The organism is Bacillus sp. LM 4-2 (assembly GCF_000978495.1).
Classification (GTDB): Bacteria; Bacillota; Bacilli; order Bacillales; family Bacillaceae; genus Bacillus; species Bacillus subtilis.
Genome location: NZ_CP011101.1, coordinates 2,701,717 through 2,716,562 on the forward strand (window position 1 = coordinate 2,701,717; position 14,846 = coordinate 2,716,562).

General features: G+C 43.6%; 19 protein-coding genes and 1 other annotated feature. Of the genes, 3 read left to right on the forward strand and 16 right to left on the reverse strand.

Going from position 1 to position 14,846, the window contains the following annotated elements:
- Positions 1–88: 88 nt before the first annotated feature.
- From nadA to nadB, 3 genes are read right to left on the reverse strand one after another with little or no spacing between them, the layout of a single operon-like run.
- Positions 89–1,195 (reverse strand): quinolinate synthase NadA, encoded by a 1,107-nt coding sequence (gene nadA / locus bslm_RS13475; protein WP_046381243.1) that lies wholly within the window; start codon positions 1,193–1,195, stop codon positions 89–91.
- Complete coding sequence (gene nadC, locus bslm_RS13480) at positions 1,182–2,051, reverse strand: carboxylating nicotinate-nucleotide diphosphorylase (protein WP_046381244.1); 870 nt, start codon at positions 2,049–2,051, stop codon at positions 1,182–1,184. Before nadC ends, nadA begins: the two co-directional genes overlap by 14 nt.
- Positions 2,005–3,600: an L-aspartate oxidase gene (gene nadB / locus bslm_RS13485; RefSeq protein ID WP_046381245.1), complete on the reverse strand. Its 1,596-nt coding sequence runs from the start codon at positions 3,598–3,600 to the stop codon at positions 2,005–2,007. The genes nadC and nadB overlap by 47 nt, the downstream gene beginning before the upstream one ends.
- Before the next feature lie 102 nt (positions 3,601–3,702).
- Between nadB and nifS the strand changes: the two genes are divergently transcribed.
- Both nifS and bslm_RS13495 read left to right on the forward strand, forming a co-directional pair.
- Positions 3,703–4,890, forward strand: a complete 1,188-nt coding sequence (nifS, locus tag bslm_RS13490; protein WP_046381246.1) for a cysteine desulfurase NifS — start codon at positions 3,703–3,705, stop codon at positions 4,888–4,890.
- Positions 4,850–5,392, forward strand: coding sequence for a transcription repressor NadR (locus bslm_RS13495; protein WP_004398582.1), 543 nt, complete (start codon positions 4,850–4,852; stop codon positions 5,390–5,392). The genes nifS and bslm_RS13495 overlap by 41 nt, the downstream gene beginning before the upstream one ends.
- A 23-nt stretch (positions 5,393–5,415) precedes the next feature.
- Here the strand turns inward: bslm_RS13495 and pheA are convergent, their stop codons facing one another.
- Genes pheA through spo0B form a run of 4 tightly spaced genes read right to left on the reverse strand, consistent with a single transcriptional unit; the run spans position 5,416 to position 8,692 of the window.
- Positions 5,416–6,273, reverse strand: a complete 858-nt coding sequence (gene pheA, locus bslm_RS13500; protein WP_014477545.1) for a prephenate dehydratase — start codon at positions 6,271–6,273, stop codon at positions 5,416–5,418.
- A 16-nt stretch (positions 6,274–6,289) separates the two neighbouring features.
- Positions 6,290–6,733: a transcriptional regulator ThrR gene (gene thrR, locus bslm_RS13505; protein WP_003222630.1), complete on the reverse strand. Its 444-nt coding sequence runs from the start codon at positions 6,731–6,733 to the stop codon at positions 6,290–6,292.
- Positions 6,734–6,793: 60 nt separating this feature from the next.
- Complete coding sequence (gene obgE, locus bslm_RS13510) at positions 6,794–8,080, reverse strand: GTPase ObgE (protein ID WP_003246161.1); 1,287 nt, start codon at positions 8,078–8,080, stop codon at positions 6,794–6,796.
- Between the two features lie 33 nt (positions 8,081–8,113).
- Positions 8,114–8,692, reverse strand: coding sequence for a sporulation initiation phosphotransferase Sop0B (gene spo0B / locus bslm_RS13515; RefSeq protein ID WP_004399131.1), 579 nt, complete (start codon positions 8,690–8,692; stop codon positions 8,114–8,116).
- Positions 8,693–8,769: 77 nt separating this feature from the next.
- On the opposite strand from spo0B, the gene bslm_RS21420 reads away from it, so the two are divergent.
- Positions 8,770–8,892, forward strand: coding sequence for a hypothetical protein (locus bslm_RS21420; protein ID WP_003229671.1), 123 nt, complete (start codon positions 8,770–8,772; stop codon positions 8,890–8,892).
- Positions 8,893–9,012: 120 nt separating this feature from the next.
- On the opposite strand, the gene rpmA is transcribed toward bslm_RS21420, so the two are convergent.
- From rpmA to mreC, 9 genes are all read right to left on the reverse strand, one after another.
- The gene (gene rpmA, locus bslm_RS13520) at positions 9,013–9,297 is read right to left on the reverse strand and encodes a 50S ribosomal protein L27 (protein ID WP_003222623.1); all 285 of its coding nucleotides are present in this window, start codon (positions 9,295–9,297) and stop codon (positions 9,013–9,015) included.
- A 12-nt stretch (positions 9,298–9,309) separates the two neighbouring features.
- Positions 9,310–9,648, reverse strand: coding sequence for a ribosomal-processing cysteine protease Prp (locus bslm_RS13525; RefSeq protein ID WP_046381247.1), 339 nt, complete (start codon positions 9,646–9,648; stop codon positions 9,310–9,312).
- A gap of 2 nt (positions 9,649–9,650) precedes the next feature.
- A complete protein-coding gene (gene rplU / locus bslm_RS13530) occupies positions 9,651–9,959 on the reverse strand; it encodes a 50S ribosomal protein L21 (protein ID WP_003229668.1) in 309 nt (102 codons plus the stop codon).
- Between the two features lie 13 nt (positions 9,960–9,972).
- Positions 9,973–10,048, reverse strand: a sequence feature (ribosomal protein L21 leader region).
- Positions 10,049–10,105: 57 nt separating this feature from the next.
- The gene (spoIVFB, locus tag bslm_RS13535; protein ID WP_004398649.1) at positions 10,106–10,972 is read right to left on the reverse strand and encodes a stage IV sporulation intramembrane metalloprotease SpoIVFB; all 867 of its coding nucleotides are present in this window, start codon (positions 10,970–10,972) and stop codon (positions 10,106–10,108) included.
- Complete coding sequence (gene spoIVFA, locus bslm_RS13540) at positions 10,965–11,759, reverse strand: stage IV sporulation protein SpoIVFA (RefSeq protein ID WP_046381248.1); 795 nt, start codon at positions 11,757–11,759, stop codon at positions 10,965–10,967. Before spoIVFA ends, spoIVFB begins: the two co-directional genes overlap by 8 nt.
- A 148-nt stretch (positions 11,760–11,907) precedes the next feature.
- Positions 11,908–12,714, reverse strand: coding sequence for a septum site-determining protein MinD (gene minD, locus bslm_RS13545; protein WP_014664846.1), 807 nt, complete (start codon positions 12,712–12,714; stop codon positions 11,908–11,910).
- A 1-nt stretch (position 12,715) separates the two neighbouring features.
- A complete protein-coding gene (gene minC / locus bslm_RS13550; protein ID WP_004398901.1) occupies positions 12,716–13,396 on the reverse strand; it encodes a septum site-determining protein MinC in 681 nt (226 codons plus the stop codon).
- Positions 13,397–13,448: 52 nt separating this feature from the next.
- On the reverse strand, positions 13,449–13,967 hold the full coding sequence (gene mreD, locus bslm_RS13555) for a rod shape-determining protein MreD (RefSeq protein WP_004398811.1): 519 nt from the start codon (positions 13,965–13,967) through the stop codon (positions 13,449–13,451).
- Positions 13,964–14,836 (reverse strand): rod shape-determining protein MreC, encoded by an 873-nt coding sequence (gene mreC, locus bslm_RS13560; protein ID WP_009967915.1) that lies wholly within the window; start codon positions 14,834–14,836, stop codon positions 13,964–13,966. Before mreC ends, mreD begins: the two co-directional genes overlap by 4 nt.
- Positions 14,837–14,846: the final 10 nt, after the last annotated feature.

Below are 14,846 nucleotides of genomic sequence, written 5' to 3' on the forward strand. Positions count from 1 at the left end.
CAGTTCAGCTGTGATTACAATATGTTTCTTCACAACATATGCCTGAACAAAAGAAGTTATGAGTAAAGGAAGGGAAAATATTTCTGATCTACGTGATCGAAAGCATTCGATTCAGAGCAAGGAGTGCATCTTCCTGAATGGCTTTTGGCACCTTGATGACGCCTGAAGGTTCTCCTTTTTCAATTTGTTCCAGCGACCACAGCAAATGCGGCAAATCAATTCGGTTCATTGTCAGGCAAGGGCACATGTCAGGGTTGAGTGATTCGATTTGTTTATCTGGATGCTCGTGAATGATCCGCTGAACAAGATTCATTTCTGTCCCGATTGCCCACTTGCTTCCCGTCGGAGCCTGATTGATTGTGTCGATAATATATTTCGTTGATCCGTTATCATCGCTTAGTGTCACGACTTCGTGTGAACATTCCGGGTGCACAATGATCTGAATGTCGGGGTCTCGCTCTCTCATATCATGGATATTTTTAGTGGTGAATTTCTCGTGAACAGAGCAATGCCCTTTCCACAAAATCACTTTCACATTCGTATGCCCGGATTCAGCTACTAATTCATCTTTCATCGGATCCCACACAGCCATATCTTCAAGCGCAATGCCCAGATCATAAGCCGTATTTCTCCCTAAATGCTGATCAGGCAAAAATAAAATTCTTTTTTTCTGTGTAAACGCCCATTCAAGCACTTTTTTCGCATTCGAAGAAGTTACAGTTGCTCCGCCATGCTTTCCGACGAATGCCTTGATCTCCGCAGTGGAGTTCACATAAGTTAAAGGTATGATCGTATCTCCAAATATATGCTGAAGCTTCTTCCATGCCCTATTGGTCTGCTGCATGTCAGCCATGTCAGCCATAGAACATCCAGCTCTCATATCTGGCAGGACGACCGTTTGCTGCTCGCTTGTCAGCATATCGGCGGTTTCTGCCATAAAGTGAACGCCGCAAAATACGATATAATCCGCTTCTTTGTTTTTTTCCGCTACTTGGGCCAATTGCAGGGAGTCGCCTGTTTGGTCAGCAAATTGTATCACTTCATCCTTTTGATAATGATGGCCTGGTATAAAGAGCCTGCTGCCGAACTTTTTCTTAATGGCGGCAACGCGCGTTTCCATATCCTTTCTCGATAGTTCTTTATAACTTTCGGGCATCATATCATTCGATTGTTTGATCACATCAAGAATTGACATAACGGCATTCCTCCACAGATTCATTTGATAACGTAACATCCATGCTGATATCTAAACTTTTGACGGAATGAGTCAGAAATCCTAATGAAATATAATTCACACCCGTCCCTTTAAAAGCAGGCAAAGATTCTAACGTAATCCCGCCAGAGGCTTCAGTTTTTATATGAGCCGGTGTGAGCTTTGCAAAATGACGGACCGTATCAGGCGGACAGTTGTCAAACATAATAACATCCGCTCCAGCTGCAATTGCTTCCCGCAGCTGTTCCTCCGTTTCAATTTCCACCTCGATATTTACCATGTGCCCTGCGGCCTGACGGGCTTTTTTGCACGCCTCTAAAATAGAGCCGCATGCTGCGATATGATTATCTTTAATCATGATGCCGTCATACAAACCGAATCGATGATTATACCCACCGCCGGCTCTGACAGCATATTTCTCCAGCATTCTGAGCCCCGGTGTTGTTTTTCTCGTGTCACAAATTTTAATCTGTTCATCATCCAGACACCGAACAGCCTCTCTTGTCATTGTCGCAATTCCTGACAGCCTCTGAATAAGATTTAATACGACCCGCTCTCCTGAAAGGAGCGCAGCTGCGGGACCGTGTAACTCGGCAATCACTTCACCTTTATGCAACATGTCCCCATCTTTTTTGTGTAAAATGATTTGAACATTTTCGTCCAATAACGAAAAGCCTTCTTTTATGATCGCTGCTCCTGCAAAAATACCCTCTGACTTTGCAACAATCTCCGCTTCACAGCTCTGTTCTCCAAAAATAGACTGCGATGTAAGATCCCCTGTCCCAATATCCTCAAGAAAAAAGTGATTCAGTAATTTTTTCAGCTGTAAATGATTCATTGTTCCAAATCCCCTCGTTTTTTCTGATCTTCGTTCCTTTTTTTGTATGGACAATTTGTCTTCCTTGCCAGCTCACCTCAGCATGAGGAAAATCGGTTCGGAAGTGAGCCCCTCTGCTTTCCTCCCGCAAAAGCGCAGAAAACGTCATCAGCTTTGCAGTTTGCCATAGATGAGAAAGCTCCATCTGCCGAATTGTGATATCCTTCACATTTACTTCCTGAAAAGGCAGCGTATGAAGCCAGATGCTAAGCTCAATCAAACTGCTTTGTTCCCGCAGAATAGACATGTGGCTTGTCATTTTGCTTTGCAGTTCATACACCTCTATATCCGGCACCTCGTAGACGACACTGGTTTCTAGCCCTGATTGATATTGCCTGTTATAAACCGGTTTTTGGATAATATGCTCTGCTGCCCTTTTTCCAAATACCAGCGCTTCCAATAAAGAATTGCTTGCAAGCCGGTTTGCTCCATGTAAACCGGAGCATGCTGTCTCGCCAATCGCATAAAGCCCCGGCACTGTCGTTTCTCCCCAGCGATTAACTGAAACACCTCCCATTAAGAAATGCATTCCCGGAGCAACAGGAATTTTTCCGCTGTGGATATCAATCCCTGCTTTTTCACAAATAGCGGTGATGGTAGGGAAACGCGTTTCAAAATCAGAAATCGCACTGAAGTCTATATAAACGCGATTTCCTTTTGCCATTTCTTCGTGAATAACCCGTGAGACAATATCTCTTGGAGCCAGGTCACCTAAAGGATGCCGTTCAGCCATAATCCTGCGGCCGTTTTCGTCTACTAAACATCCGCCTTCCCCTCTGACAGCTTCTGAAACAAGCCCGTAGGAAACACCATTTTTCACAAGCAGTGTCGGGTGAAACTGAGTAAACTCCAAATCCGTTAATTCCGCCCCGGCCCGGTAAGCCAGAGAAAGACCGTCACCTGTGACAGTGAGATCATTCGTATGGTGAAGAAACAGGTTTCCACAGCCGCCGGCAGCCAGCACAACTTCGTCTGCGTGCCTTACCTTGAGCCGCCCTTTGCTGTCTTTTGTCATGACGCCGATACATCGTCCGTCCTCTATAAGCAAATCTGCTGCCATTTCATTCTCGATTAATTTGATTTTGCTGTTGATCCGTTTGAGCAAATAATCGATAAGCAGCCTGCCTGTTGCGTCTCCGCCTGCATGAAATATGCGGTTGTATGAGTGGGCCCCTTCTCTTCCAAGACAAACACCGCCTCGTTCATTGCGGTCGAATGGAAATCCACGCTCCAATAGGCTTTGAACCATCATTTTTCCATCATGTAATACGTCTGCTGCAATAGCTAGATTATTATGGCCGCACCCTGCGTATAACGTATCCTCCAGATGGGCTTCAATCGAGTCATCTTTTGCATAGGCCGCAGCAATCCCGCCTTGTGCATAGACAGAATTGCTGTTTTTGACGCTTTTTTTTGTGATAACAGTCACTTCGTATGAGGGCGGGAAAGCTGCAGCTAAGGAAAGTGCCGCCGCCCCTGAACCGATGACTGCAATCGTCTTTTTAGACATATGCCATCCTCCTGTTGTTTACACCTGTCTTGACACCTATATTTACACAAGGATAAAATAAACTCAAGAGTTTTTTATGGAGAACGGATGGAGGAAGACCGGATGATTTATTTAGATTATGCAGCGACAACGCCTATTTGTGAGGAAGCCCTTACTGTATATCAGAAGCTTAGTATGGATATGTACGGAAATGCCAGCAGCCTGCATGATGCAGGAGGAAAAGCAAAGCACATACTGGAGTACTGCCGTGAAAAAATCGCCAACATCATTGGCGGAGAAGCAAGCGGCATCTATTTTACAAGTGGCGGCACTGAATCCAATTTTCTGGCCATTCAATCATTGCTAAACGGCCTGCCGAAAACGAAAAGACATTTTATTACGACTGCCATGGAGCATCAGTCCATTCACAATTGCGCTGCTTTTTTGGAACAGCAGGGATATGATGTAACAGTCATTGAACCGAATGAATACGGGCTTATTACCGAGGAAATATTACTAGCCCATATCCGGCCGGAAACAGGCCTTGTATCTATTCAGCATGCAAATTCTGAAACCGGGATCATTCAGCCCATTCAACGCCTGTCTTCATACCTGCACAATAAGGGGATTCTTCTTCATTGCGACGCTGTTCAAACGTTTGGAAAGATCTCGATCAATACAAAAAATCTGGGAGTAGATGCACTCTCAATGTCCAGCCATAAAATCCACGGTCCTAAAGGAGTAGGGGCGGTCTATATCCGTCCGGATGTCCCTTGGAAACCCGTTTACCCTCTGACTACTCACGAATACGGATTCAGAGCCGGCACCGTAAATGTTCCCGGGATCGGTGCCTTCACTGCCGCTGCAGAATTGATCGTAAGCGAAATGGAAAAACAGATATCCCGCAATGAGGCATTAAGAACTTACTTTCTAGACCAAATCCGTATTCGGTCTCTCCCTGTAACCCTTGCGGCAAACACTTCGCAAGCAGAATGTCTTCCGCATATTATAGGGTGTTTTTTTCACTCATTTGAAGGACAATATGTTATGTTAGAATGTAATCGGAGTAATATTTGCATTTCAACCGGCAGCGCTTGTTCTGCAGGTTACCACGGTCCGTCTGAAACAATGAAAGCATTAAGAAAAACCGAACAAGAAGCTCTGCAATTTATCCGCATCTCTTTTGGCAGGCATACAACAGCTGAACAGCTGGAACAGTTATTACATACGTTTACAGTGCTTTGGGAACAAAAGAAAGGAGAATTTGATATTGACCGAAGAATTAAAGCTAATGGGCGCCAACAGGCGTGACCAGCTTCTTCTGTGGCTGAAGGAATCTAAATCACCGCTGACAGGAGGAGAACTCGCAAAAAAAGCGAACGTCTCAAGACAGGTTATTGTACAGGATATATCGCTCTTGAAAGCGAAAAATGTACCGATTATCGCCACAAGCCAAGGATATGTATACATGGATGCAGCCGCTCAGCAGCACCAGCAGGCAGAAAGAATCATAGCATGTCTGCACGGTCCTGAACGGACAGAAGAGGAACTGCAGCTCATCGTCGACGAAGGCGTTACAGTAAAAGACGTAAAAATCGAGCATCCCGTGTATGGAGATTTAACTGCAGCCATCCAAGTAGGCACCCGGAAGGAAGTTAGCCATTTCATTAAAAAAATCAATTCTACGAATGCTGCCTACTTATCACAGCTGACCGACGGCGTGCACCTGCATACACTGACAGCACCTGATGAACATCGCATCGATCAAGCTTGCCAAGCCCTCGAAGAAGCCGGCATTTTAATTAAAGACTAAAAAAAGCCCTCTAGAGGGCTTTTTTATAATTGGTAAGACTGGTATGCACCCAGGAGCTTCACTTTGCAGCCGAGCGCTTCAAGCTCCTGCATGGCCCCTGGAATCAATACATCATCAAACGCTTTCTCAATATCAATAATAAAGAAATAATGGCCTAATCCGGTTTTAGTCGGACGTGACTCAATTTTTGACAAGTTTAAATTCCTCCAAGAAAATGCAGACAGCACTCTATGCAGCGCCCCGGACTGATCATCCTGCGGCAGCATGACCATTAAGGTCGTTTTGGGCCTAGAACTCAATTTTGAATTCACTTCAAAAGATATGTTTTCATCAGGAGACAGGATAACAAATCTTGTATGATTGTCCCTATAATCCTGTATATCCCGTTTCACGATTTTTAATTCGTATGTAGAAGCTGCCATATCATTGGCAATGACCCCGATATTCAGCTCGGGATGGTCACTGACAAACTTTGCTGCCGCCCCGGTAGAATTGGCGTATTCATATGGAACGGAAGGAAAATGTCGATGAAGAAATTTATGGCATTGCGCAATCGCGTGTGAATGTGAGTAAATTTTGTCGAGCTCTTTCCATGCATTCTCTCTAGAGGGATGGACGAGCAAGTGCTGATGAATCGGCAACGTCATTTCACCCACGATTGGCAAGGGCTGTTCATGTATTAAATAGTCTATTGTTAGATTAACAGATCCTTCTAATGCATTTTCCAAAGGAACAAAAGCAAAATCAACTTCGCCTGCAACGGCTGCATCTATACACTCCGGAATGGTGCGGTAAGCAACATGTTCGGCGCCGTTTTGAAAACAAGAACTGACTGCTAGATGTGTAAATGTAGCTGCTGGACCTAAATAACCGACTTTCATGACGATTTTCTCTCCCTTATGCACCTGAACCTAATATTTCAACCTTTTCTACAAAATCAAACTTCCTGAGTTTATTCATTAATGTATGAATGTCTTCTTCCATTGCCGACGTACTGATAGACAGTGTCACATTTGCTCTGCCTTGAAGCGGAATGGTCTGGTGAATGGAAAGAACGTTGCTTCCAGAATCAGCTACCGCCTGAAGAAGCTGAGATAACGCACCTGACCTATCCTCCAAATGAAAGAAAAGTGTGATAATTTGTTCTTTTACCATGGTGTAGAATGGAAAAACAGCATCCCTGTATTTATAAAACGCACTTCTGCTTAAATCGACCTTTTGAACGGCATCTGCTACTGAATCTGCTTTTTTTCGATCAAGCAGCTTTTTGACTTCTAATGTTTTTCTCATTGCATCGGGCAATACATCTTCACGGACAAGATAAAATGTCTCCTCTTTCATTTGCATCCCCCCTTTAAAATAGAGAGCCTGGCACCAGGCTCTCTTTTCAGCCAACATTCATTAATCAATAAATTCAAATTCAAATTCCAGAAGCCTGATTATATCTCCATCCTTGGCTCCGCGTTCTCTGAGTGCTTCATCAACACCCATTCCGCGCATCTGTCTTGCAAACCGTTTAACCGATTCATCACGTGAGAAATCAGTCATCTTGAATAACCGCTCAAGGCTGTCTCCTGAAAGCACAAATACACCGTCTGGATCGCGTGTAATGTTAAATGGCACTTCTTCATTTTCCATCGTGTACATGACACGGTTTTGTGTAAGCTCTTCCTCGTCATACAGCGGGAATTCCGGTGTGTTCTCAAGCTGATTGGCAACCTCAAACAGAAGCTCACGCAGACCTTCTCTTGTCACCGCACTGATCGGGAATACCGGATAATCATCCGTCAGCTTTTCTTTAAAGGCTTCGAGATTTTCCGCAGCCTCCGGCATGTCCATTTTATTTGCAACGATAATTTGCGGACGCTCAGTGAGACGCAGATTGTACTCGCTCAGCTCCTGGTTAATCGTAAGATAATCATCATATGGATCACGGCCTTCTAAGCCTGACATGTCAATGACATGAACAATAACCCTCGTCCGTTCAATATGGCGCAAAAACTGGTGGCCCAGTCCGACGCCTTGGTGTGCGCCTTCAATCAGCCCCGGCAAATCAGCCATGACAAAGCTGCGTCCGTCATCCGTTTCAACCATGCCGAGATTCGGGACAAGCGTTGTAAAGTGATAGTCCGCAATTTTCGGTTTTGCAGATGAGACAACAGACAGCAAAGTAGATTTTCCCACACTCGGGAACCCGACAAGTCCGACATCTGCAAGCACTTTTAATTCAAGAACAATGTAGCGTTCTTTTCCCGGCTCGCCGTTTTCTGAAAGCTGAGGCGCGGGATTAGCCGGTGTAGCAAAGCGGCTATTTCCTCTTCCGCCTCTTCCGCCTCTTGCAATGACAGCCCGCTGTCCGTGCTCTGTTAAATCAGCAATGACCTGTTTTGTATCATCGTCTGTCACAACGGTGCCCGGCGGAACTTTAATGACCATATCATCAGCATTTCGCCCGTGCTGGTTTTTGGACATGCCATGCTCGCCGCGAATCGCTTTAAAGTGTTTTTTGTATCTAAAATCCATCAGGGTGCGGAGACCTTCATCTACTTCAAAAACGACGTCTCCTCCCTTTCCTCCGTCACCGCCGGCAGGGCCGCCTTTCGGCACATATTTTTCACGGCGAAACGCAACCATACCGTTGCCGCCGTCGCCGCCTTTTACATATACTTTGACCTGATCTACAAACATAATGTCCTCCGTTCTAAACCGTTAAAAACTCCGCTAGTCCAACCCAATTTCAATCAGACATTCGTGACTCGTGATTTCAAAACGCATGATATCAACGTCCTCATATCCATTCTGCCGAATATCATCAAAAGCAGATGGATCGGCAAAGGCGCCGTGAAAATCAAGGTACAGAATCAGCTGTCTGTCAGGATGATCCGTTTGAAGCGAAACCGTTAAATGATTTTCACTCTCTCTGCTGACTGCTTGATCAAACAGATGAAACAGCTTTCTCATCAGTTTCGCCAGCTTTTGATCATAAGCCGACAAATCCTTAATTTCTCCGAGAACTTCATATTCAAGCGTCATATAATGGGTTTTCCAATTAAACGTAAGAAAATCAAACGCCAAATGCGGTGTTTTCAGGTTTGAGAGCTTTGATTCGTGCTTTGCGTCTATAACCATTTCTTCAATCATTTCAAAGACACGGTCATACTTCTGTAAGCTTAAGTTTCCTTTAATCAGCTGCAGCTTATTCATCCAATCATGCCGGGAATGGCCAAGCAGATGAATCAGTTCGTTTGTTAATGCCGTGTCGCTTATATTTTCTTCTTGATTTTTTGAAACATCCTTCATTTTCGCACTCCCAATCATTTAATTTCTTATTTAGGAGTCTGTATAAGTGTGTATTATGAATTATAACAGAGAAGGCTTTGTTAGAAAAACAATTGTTTTTCCCAGAAATATCATGTTCCTTTTTTCTGGCTTTGGTTGATTTGCAGCCAGGCAGAACATTTTATGTATTACTGCTTGGGGAACATATCCAGTGGGTTTGAGATGTTTATTCTCATTCTTGGCGGGGTCTGCTCGCACATACTCTGCATTTCATTCTAGGTGTTTACTCCGCATATTGCAAAAAAAACTCCAGTCATCATCGACCGGAGTTTTTTGAATCATTATTGAGCTACAGGATATACGCTCACTTTTTTGCGGTCACGGCCGAAACGTTCGAATTTAACAGTTCCGTCGATTTTCGCAAATAGAGTGTCATCTCCGCCGCGGCCCACGTTTTCACCTGGGTAAATTTTTGTTCCGCGTTGACGGTAAAGGATAGAACCGCCTGTTACGAATTGACCGTCAGCACGTTTAGCACCTAAACGTTTAGCCTCAGAGTCACGTCCGTTCTTTGTAGAACCTACTCCTTTTTTAGAAGCGAAAAACTGAAGATCTAATCTAAGCATGTAGCTCACCTCCTATATTATGTTTGTGGTCACACGCAAGTTGTCTTTGTAATCCCGTTCGATTGTCTCCAGCGAAACAATCATGCCTTCAATCAGCAGCTGAGCTTTTTGGCGTGCCTCTGGATCAAGAGATTCAGGGAATTCAAAATAAAAATAACCCCCGTCCTCCCCTATATCAAGAAGCGGCTCGAAGCCCGCGAGCACAATGACCGCGTTAACGGCTCCAAACACAACGGCTGTCACTCCGGCACAAACAAGATCTTGTCCATATTCAGCAAAATTCGCATGGCCCGTCATTTCAAAAGACAATATGCCTTTATCATGAGACCTTCTGATTGTTGCCTGAATCATGCTTACGCGTTGATTTTTTCGATCGTTACTTTAGTGTAAGGCTGACGATGACCTTGTTTTTTATGAACGTTTTTCTTTGGTTTGTATCTGAAAACAGTGATTTTTTTCGCGCGGCCTTGTTTTTCAACTTTAGCCGTTACTGTTGCGCCTTCAACTGTAGGGTTGCCGACTTTCACGTTGTCTCCGCCAACAAACAAAACGTCTTCAAAAGTAACTGTTTCACCTGCTTCAGCAGCAAGTTTTTCGATGTAAACAGTTTGGCCTTCTTCAACTTTGATTTGTTTACCGCCTGTTTTAATGATTGCGTACATTCTCTGCACCTCCTATTAGACTAAGACTCGCCAGATACCAGGGGGCTGTAAAAGCTCTTAACACCTGTACTGAGCGGTTGTAGCAATGGTGCTACATCCATAACATTAAAAAATATACCAAAATACAAGGCGTTTGTCAATCAGTTTTAGTAGGGCAGAAGCAGTTCCTCCATGGAAGAATTCGTCCGCTTATCGGCAAAGTAAGCGTGCAGCACTTCATTCTCGTCAAGCTGGCTGAGCTTTTGGCCTGATTTTTCTATAATAATCGGATGCTTACAGCCACGTTTGAACTCGGCCATCACATGATAGACTTTATCCTCCGCCTTTACTGTCAGCGGCAGAAGTTTCTCAAGCTCCCTGTTTTTTCCGTAATACCTTTCGAGGAGAAATCTCACATGGATATAGTGCCTTTGCCGATATTCCTCAAACAAGGAAACAGCCAGAAAGACAAACAAAACCCATGCGCTGATTTGCAGAGGAATCACGAATAAAACCCAGCACCCGAGCAACAGGCAGAAGCAGAGCGACGTTTTTAGATTAAGCCGGTGAGCCTTTTGAAAAGGCAGCTGTTTGGAAAACAACAAAAATAACAGTTTTCCTCCATCCAGCGGCCAGATCGGCAGTAAATTGACAAATAAGATAGAAAGATTATAAAAGGTGAAGAGTTCAAAGGTATGCTGATGAATCACTGAGACTTCTGCAAGCATCCAGGCGGCAAACTGAAGCCAGATGTGCTGAAGAGGGCCGGCAATAATGACCGCAAACTCTTCCTTTAACGGCCGATTCCCGTGCTCTTCCACTTCGACCGTTCCCCCAAACGGCAGCAAAAAAACACGCTTGATTCTCCAAGAAAAAAATACGGCCAGAGCAGCATGCCCCAGCTCATGAATCAATACAATCAGGAGCAGACATAATAATGCTTTCATATGGCCTGTGAGCAAGCCCAGCGCCGCGATAATCCAAAGAAAAGGATGCACATGGATCTTTAAGATAAGGTCGAGCCATTTATTCAAATGTAATCACCTGAATTGGATCAATAAATTTATCGCCGTCTTTCATGGCAAAATAATAGACCCCTTTATTATGATCATCAAGCTTAATCGAACCGAGCTTTTTGCCTTTATCCACAAAATCATATAAAGCAACATCCACATCTTTGAGCTCGCCATAGATACTATAGGTGTTGTCAGCATGCTGCACCTTAACCGTCAGTCCCGTCTGGCTGTCTTTGCTGACTTCAACCACATAGCCTTCTTTTACACTATCAATCTTATCGCTGCTTGTTTCGACTTTAATTCCTTCCCCATTGTCCTGAAAATCCTGCTGTACTTTCCCGGATGCAGGCGCGATCAGATCTTTGCCTACTTCAATCTGCTGTTCCTTATTTTTGTGTTCAGGAGCCAGGAAAGCAAGCGGATTTCCGAATTTGGTTTCGAACCAATGGCTTGCTGAAGCAAATTGAAATTCAGTTTCAAAGGTTTTGGCTACGGCGGGTTTAATCTGACTGACGGGTCCAATGTTTGTTTTATAGGCTATAGCTGAAACGAGAACAAGGCAGGCCGACAGAAGACATTTCAGGATAATTGAATCTGTTTTCACCAATGGGTGTTTTCCGTTGAATGTTGGCATGTTATCTTCATATACCGGGAGTGTTCCGTGTTTTTCCTGATCTGTTACCATCACCCAGGACGGGGGTTTCTGCTTTTCAGAAACTGTCTGAGTAGAGAAACGCTTTGAGCTGGAAAGCTGCTTTCTTCTTTTCTCTAATCGTTTTCTGATTTCATCTGCTCTGTGACTCATTGCCATCATCCTTTGCATTCGTTGGGTTTGTACATCATATGTCTTGTCCATGGCAAATATTCGGTTTAGTCAAGAACAAAGCAGGCAAAAACAAAAAAACCTGACACAGCATATGCTTTGTCAGATTCTTCTCTTTGATTCTATCACATTAAGATCTTACTCCGAAAAATGACTTAATCTTAGCCATCATTCCTTTATTTTGCTCTTCAAGCACCTGTAAAGGAACAGATTCACCTAAGATGCGGCGGGCAATATTGCGATATGCAATAGAAGCGCGATTTTTCGGGTCCATCGCAATCGGTTCACCATGGTTGGAAGCTTTGATGACTTCATCATCATCAGCCACGATTCCGAGCAAATCGATCGACAGATGCTGTACGATTTCGTCGATATCCATCGTGTCACCATTTTTCATCAGGTGATTTCTGATTCTGTTTACAACAAGCCGCGGCGATTCAACATTTTCTTCTTGCTCCAGCAGCCCTATAATACGGTCAGCATCACGAACAGCTGAGATTTCAGGCGTAGTGACCACAATCGCTTTATCAGCTCCGGAAACGGCATTTTTGTACCCTTGCTCGATTCCGGCAGGACAGTCTATGATGACATAGTCAAATTCCTGTTTGAGCTCTTGGACCATGTTTTTAATTTGTTCAGGAGCAACAGCTGTCTTATCGCTCGTTTGAGCAGCGGGCATTAAATAGAGCAGATCATCGAAACGTTTGTCTTTTACGAGCGCCTGATGCATTTTGCATCTGCCCTCTACAACGTCTACCAGATCGTAAATAATTCTATTTTCAAGACCCATTACAACATCAAGGTTGCGCAGTCCTATATCAGTATCTACTAAGCATACGCGCTTCCCTAAAATGGCTAAGGCGGTACCGAGGTTCGCAGATGTTGTTGTCTTACCTACTCCGCCTTTTCCCGAAGTTATTACGATAGCCTCACCCAATTCACATTCCTCCCTCAAGCCTTGTTAGATCAGGTCTTAAATGAGCCAAATGTTGAAGGCGTTCAATGACCATATTTCCGTCTGTATCTAAATAAGCACATTCCATTTCGTTCCCTTTTTGAATGTGGTCTGGGGAGCGATTTAACACATGATTGATTCTTAATTGTGTCGGAAGCATTTCAGAGGCGGCGATGACCGCTTGATTATTTCCATTAAATCCGGCATGCGCGATTCCTTTCAGTGAGCCCAGAACAAAAATGTTCCCTCCGGCCCTGACTGTTCCGCCGGGATTCACGTCACCGATCAGGAGCAAGTCGCCTTTTACCTGCAGCACTTGGCCTGAACGGACAATTTTTGAAACAGAAATAATTTCGGCTTCCTCTCTTATCTGCTGTGCTTCTTTTTTAGTAATGACTTCACTGTCAATAGAATGAACAAACAAATCTTTCTTTGACGCAATTAATTCGGTTAGCTGTTCCTCTTGCTCCTTATATAAAAAGCGATTTCCCAGCTTAACATGAACGCTGATTTTCTGGCCTTTTCCATCGGTATATTGTTCAATTGACAGCATATTCTGAAGACCATCGAGAAGCTCATCAAAAGAACACGCATCATCCAGATGCAATGTTAGTCCATTCTTTGTTCCTTTTATTGTTACATATTGCTGCTTTTTGGTCTTCACAATATTCACCTCAACAACATACTCATTTCGTCAAAAAAAGATAAAATCCTTTTTACTCATCTCTCAATTCTTTCTTTAGACTCATAAAAAACAATCTAAATGGCAGAACAAGAATAAGAGCTGCTGCAATATTTAATAAAATTGTCGGTATAAACCGGTCAAGCACAAATCCGTTAAACGTCATAATATCTTTATGAATCAAAGACTGAATGCCGAATACATAAAATTCGAGCAGACAGACAGCCAGAACCGCTATCAATATCACTACAAATGCGTTTGTATGTAACACTTTAAACGCTTTTGAAGCCAAATAGCATAGCCCTGCAAAACCAAACATGTAAACGCCTAATAGACTTGTATAGTTCATGTCATATAGAAAACCAAAAATAAATCCGTAAATCATCGCGTGTTTTTGGTTGATAAAAGCCGACATGAATATCAATACAAGCATCAAAAAACGCGGGGCGAGCACTTGGTCATCTGTAACGAAAGGAAAATGCACCAAATCTGTAAAAATGCTTTCCGCAGAAAAAACAAGCATCATAACGAAAGGGAGAAGGAAACGTTTCACGATCCTTCCTCCTCTGTATCGACAGTCGGCACGTCACGGTTAACAACGATCACATTATTTAAATCTGTAAGGTCAGCCGCAGGTTTTACATAAGCAACCTTCGTTAATCCATAGGAATCTGACTCGATATCAGTCACTTCACCGATTGTCAGCCCTTCTGGGAAAACACCGCCTGTCCCTGATGTTTCAATAAGATCGCCTTTTTTCACGTCTTGTTTATCCTTACGCTCAATAATTGTCATCTTAAGACGTTTTTTCTCTTTGTCATATCCTTCGATCAAGCCGTAGCCTTTGCTGCCTTTTTTTCCGGAAATTTTTGTCGCGACTCTGTTATTGCGGTCAGTATCGCTTAAAAGCTGAACAGCAGACGTAAAATTGTTAAGTCCGGAGCTTTTGATCTTGCCGATTAATGCGCCTTTTTCGTTTGTAACGGCCATATCTTTCGCTACGTTTTGCTGAGTCCCCTTGTTAATGGTGACCTGTTTCGCCCAATTATCAGGGCTTCTGGCGATGACCGTTGCTAAAATCGGCTTGTAATCTTTAATCGATTTGACATGGCCAAGCTCGTCACGCAAGGATTTGTTTTCTTCTTCAAGCTCTTGAAGCTTGGCTTCATATTGTGTCTGTCCGTCAAGTTTTTCTCTTAGACGCTCGTTTTCTTTGTATGTGTTTTTTAAATCATTGATGTTCTCAAATATTCCTGCAAAAAATTCGGCAGGCGTATGAAAAATATTTTGAAATACTCCCGTCGTATCGCCGATCACTTTCTCAGGCCAGGTGGTATTGCGGCCGCCCTTCAGCGAAAATCCAATCATAGCCACCAATATGATAATACACAGAAGTAATAGCATTAACCGCTTATTCGGCATCGTGTTACAC

What these genes read in the sequence shown, in the direction of transcription:
- nadA (WP_046381243.1), bottom strand. Translation starts at nt 1,195, where the DNA reads ATGTCAATTCTTGATGTGATCAAACAATCGAATGATATGATGCCCGAA.
- nadC (WP_046381244.1), bottom strand. Translation starts at nt 2,051, where the DNA reads ATGAATCATTTACAGCTGAAAAAATTACTGAATCACTTTTTTCTTGAG.
- nadB (WP_046381245.1), bottom strand. Translation starts at nt 3,600, where the DNA reads ATGTCTAAAAAGACGATTGCAGTCATCGGTTCAGGGGCGGCGGCACTT.
- nifS (WP_046381246.1), top strand. Translation starts at nt 3,703, where the DNA reads ATGATTTATTTAGATTATGCAGCGACAACGCCTATTTGTGAGGAAGCC.
- pheA (WP_014477545.1), bottom strand. Translation starts at nt 6,273, where the DNA reads ATGAAAGTCGGTTATTTAGGTCCAGCAGCTACATTTACACATCTAGCA.
- thrR (WP_003222630.1), bottom strand. Translation starts at nt 6,733, where the DNA reads ATGAAAGAGGAGACATTTTATCTTGTCCGTGAAGATGTATTGCCCGAT.
- obgE (WP_003246161.1), bottom strand. Translation starts at nt 8,080, where the DNA reads ATGTTTGTAGATCAGGTCAAAGTATATGTAAAAGGCGGCGACGGCGGC.
- spo0B (WP_004399131.1), bottom strand. Translation starts at nt 8,692, where the DNA reads ATGAAGGATGTTTCAAAAAATCAAGAAGAAAATATAAGCGACACGGCA.
- rpmA (WP_003222623.1), bottom strand. Translation starts at nt 9,297, where the DNA reads ATGCTTAGATTAGATCTTCAGTTTTTCGCTTCTAAAAAAGGAGTAGGT.
- bslm_RS13525 (WP_046381247.1), bottom strand. Translation starts at nt 9,648, where the DNA reads ATGATTCAGGCAACAATCAGAAGGTCTCATGATAAAGGCATATTGTCT.
- rplU (WP_003229668.1), bottom strand. Translation starts at nt 9,959, where the DNA reads ATGTACGCAATCATTAAAACAGGCGGTAAACAAATCAAAGTTGAAGAA.
- spoIVFA (WP_046381248.1), bottom strand. Translation starts at nt 11,759, where the DNA reads ATGAGTCACAGAGCAGATGAAATCAGAAAACGATTAGAGAAAAGAAGA.
- mreC (WP_009967915.1), bottom strand. Translation starts at nt 14,836, where the DNA reads ATGCCGAATAAGCGGTTAATGCTATTACTTCTGTGTATTATCATATTG.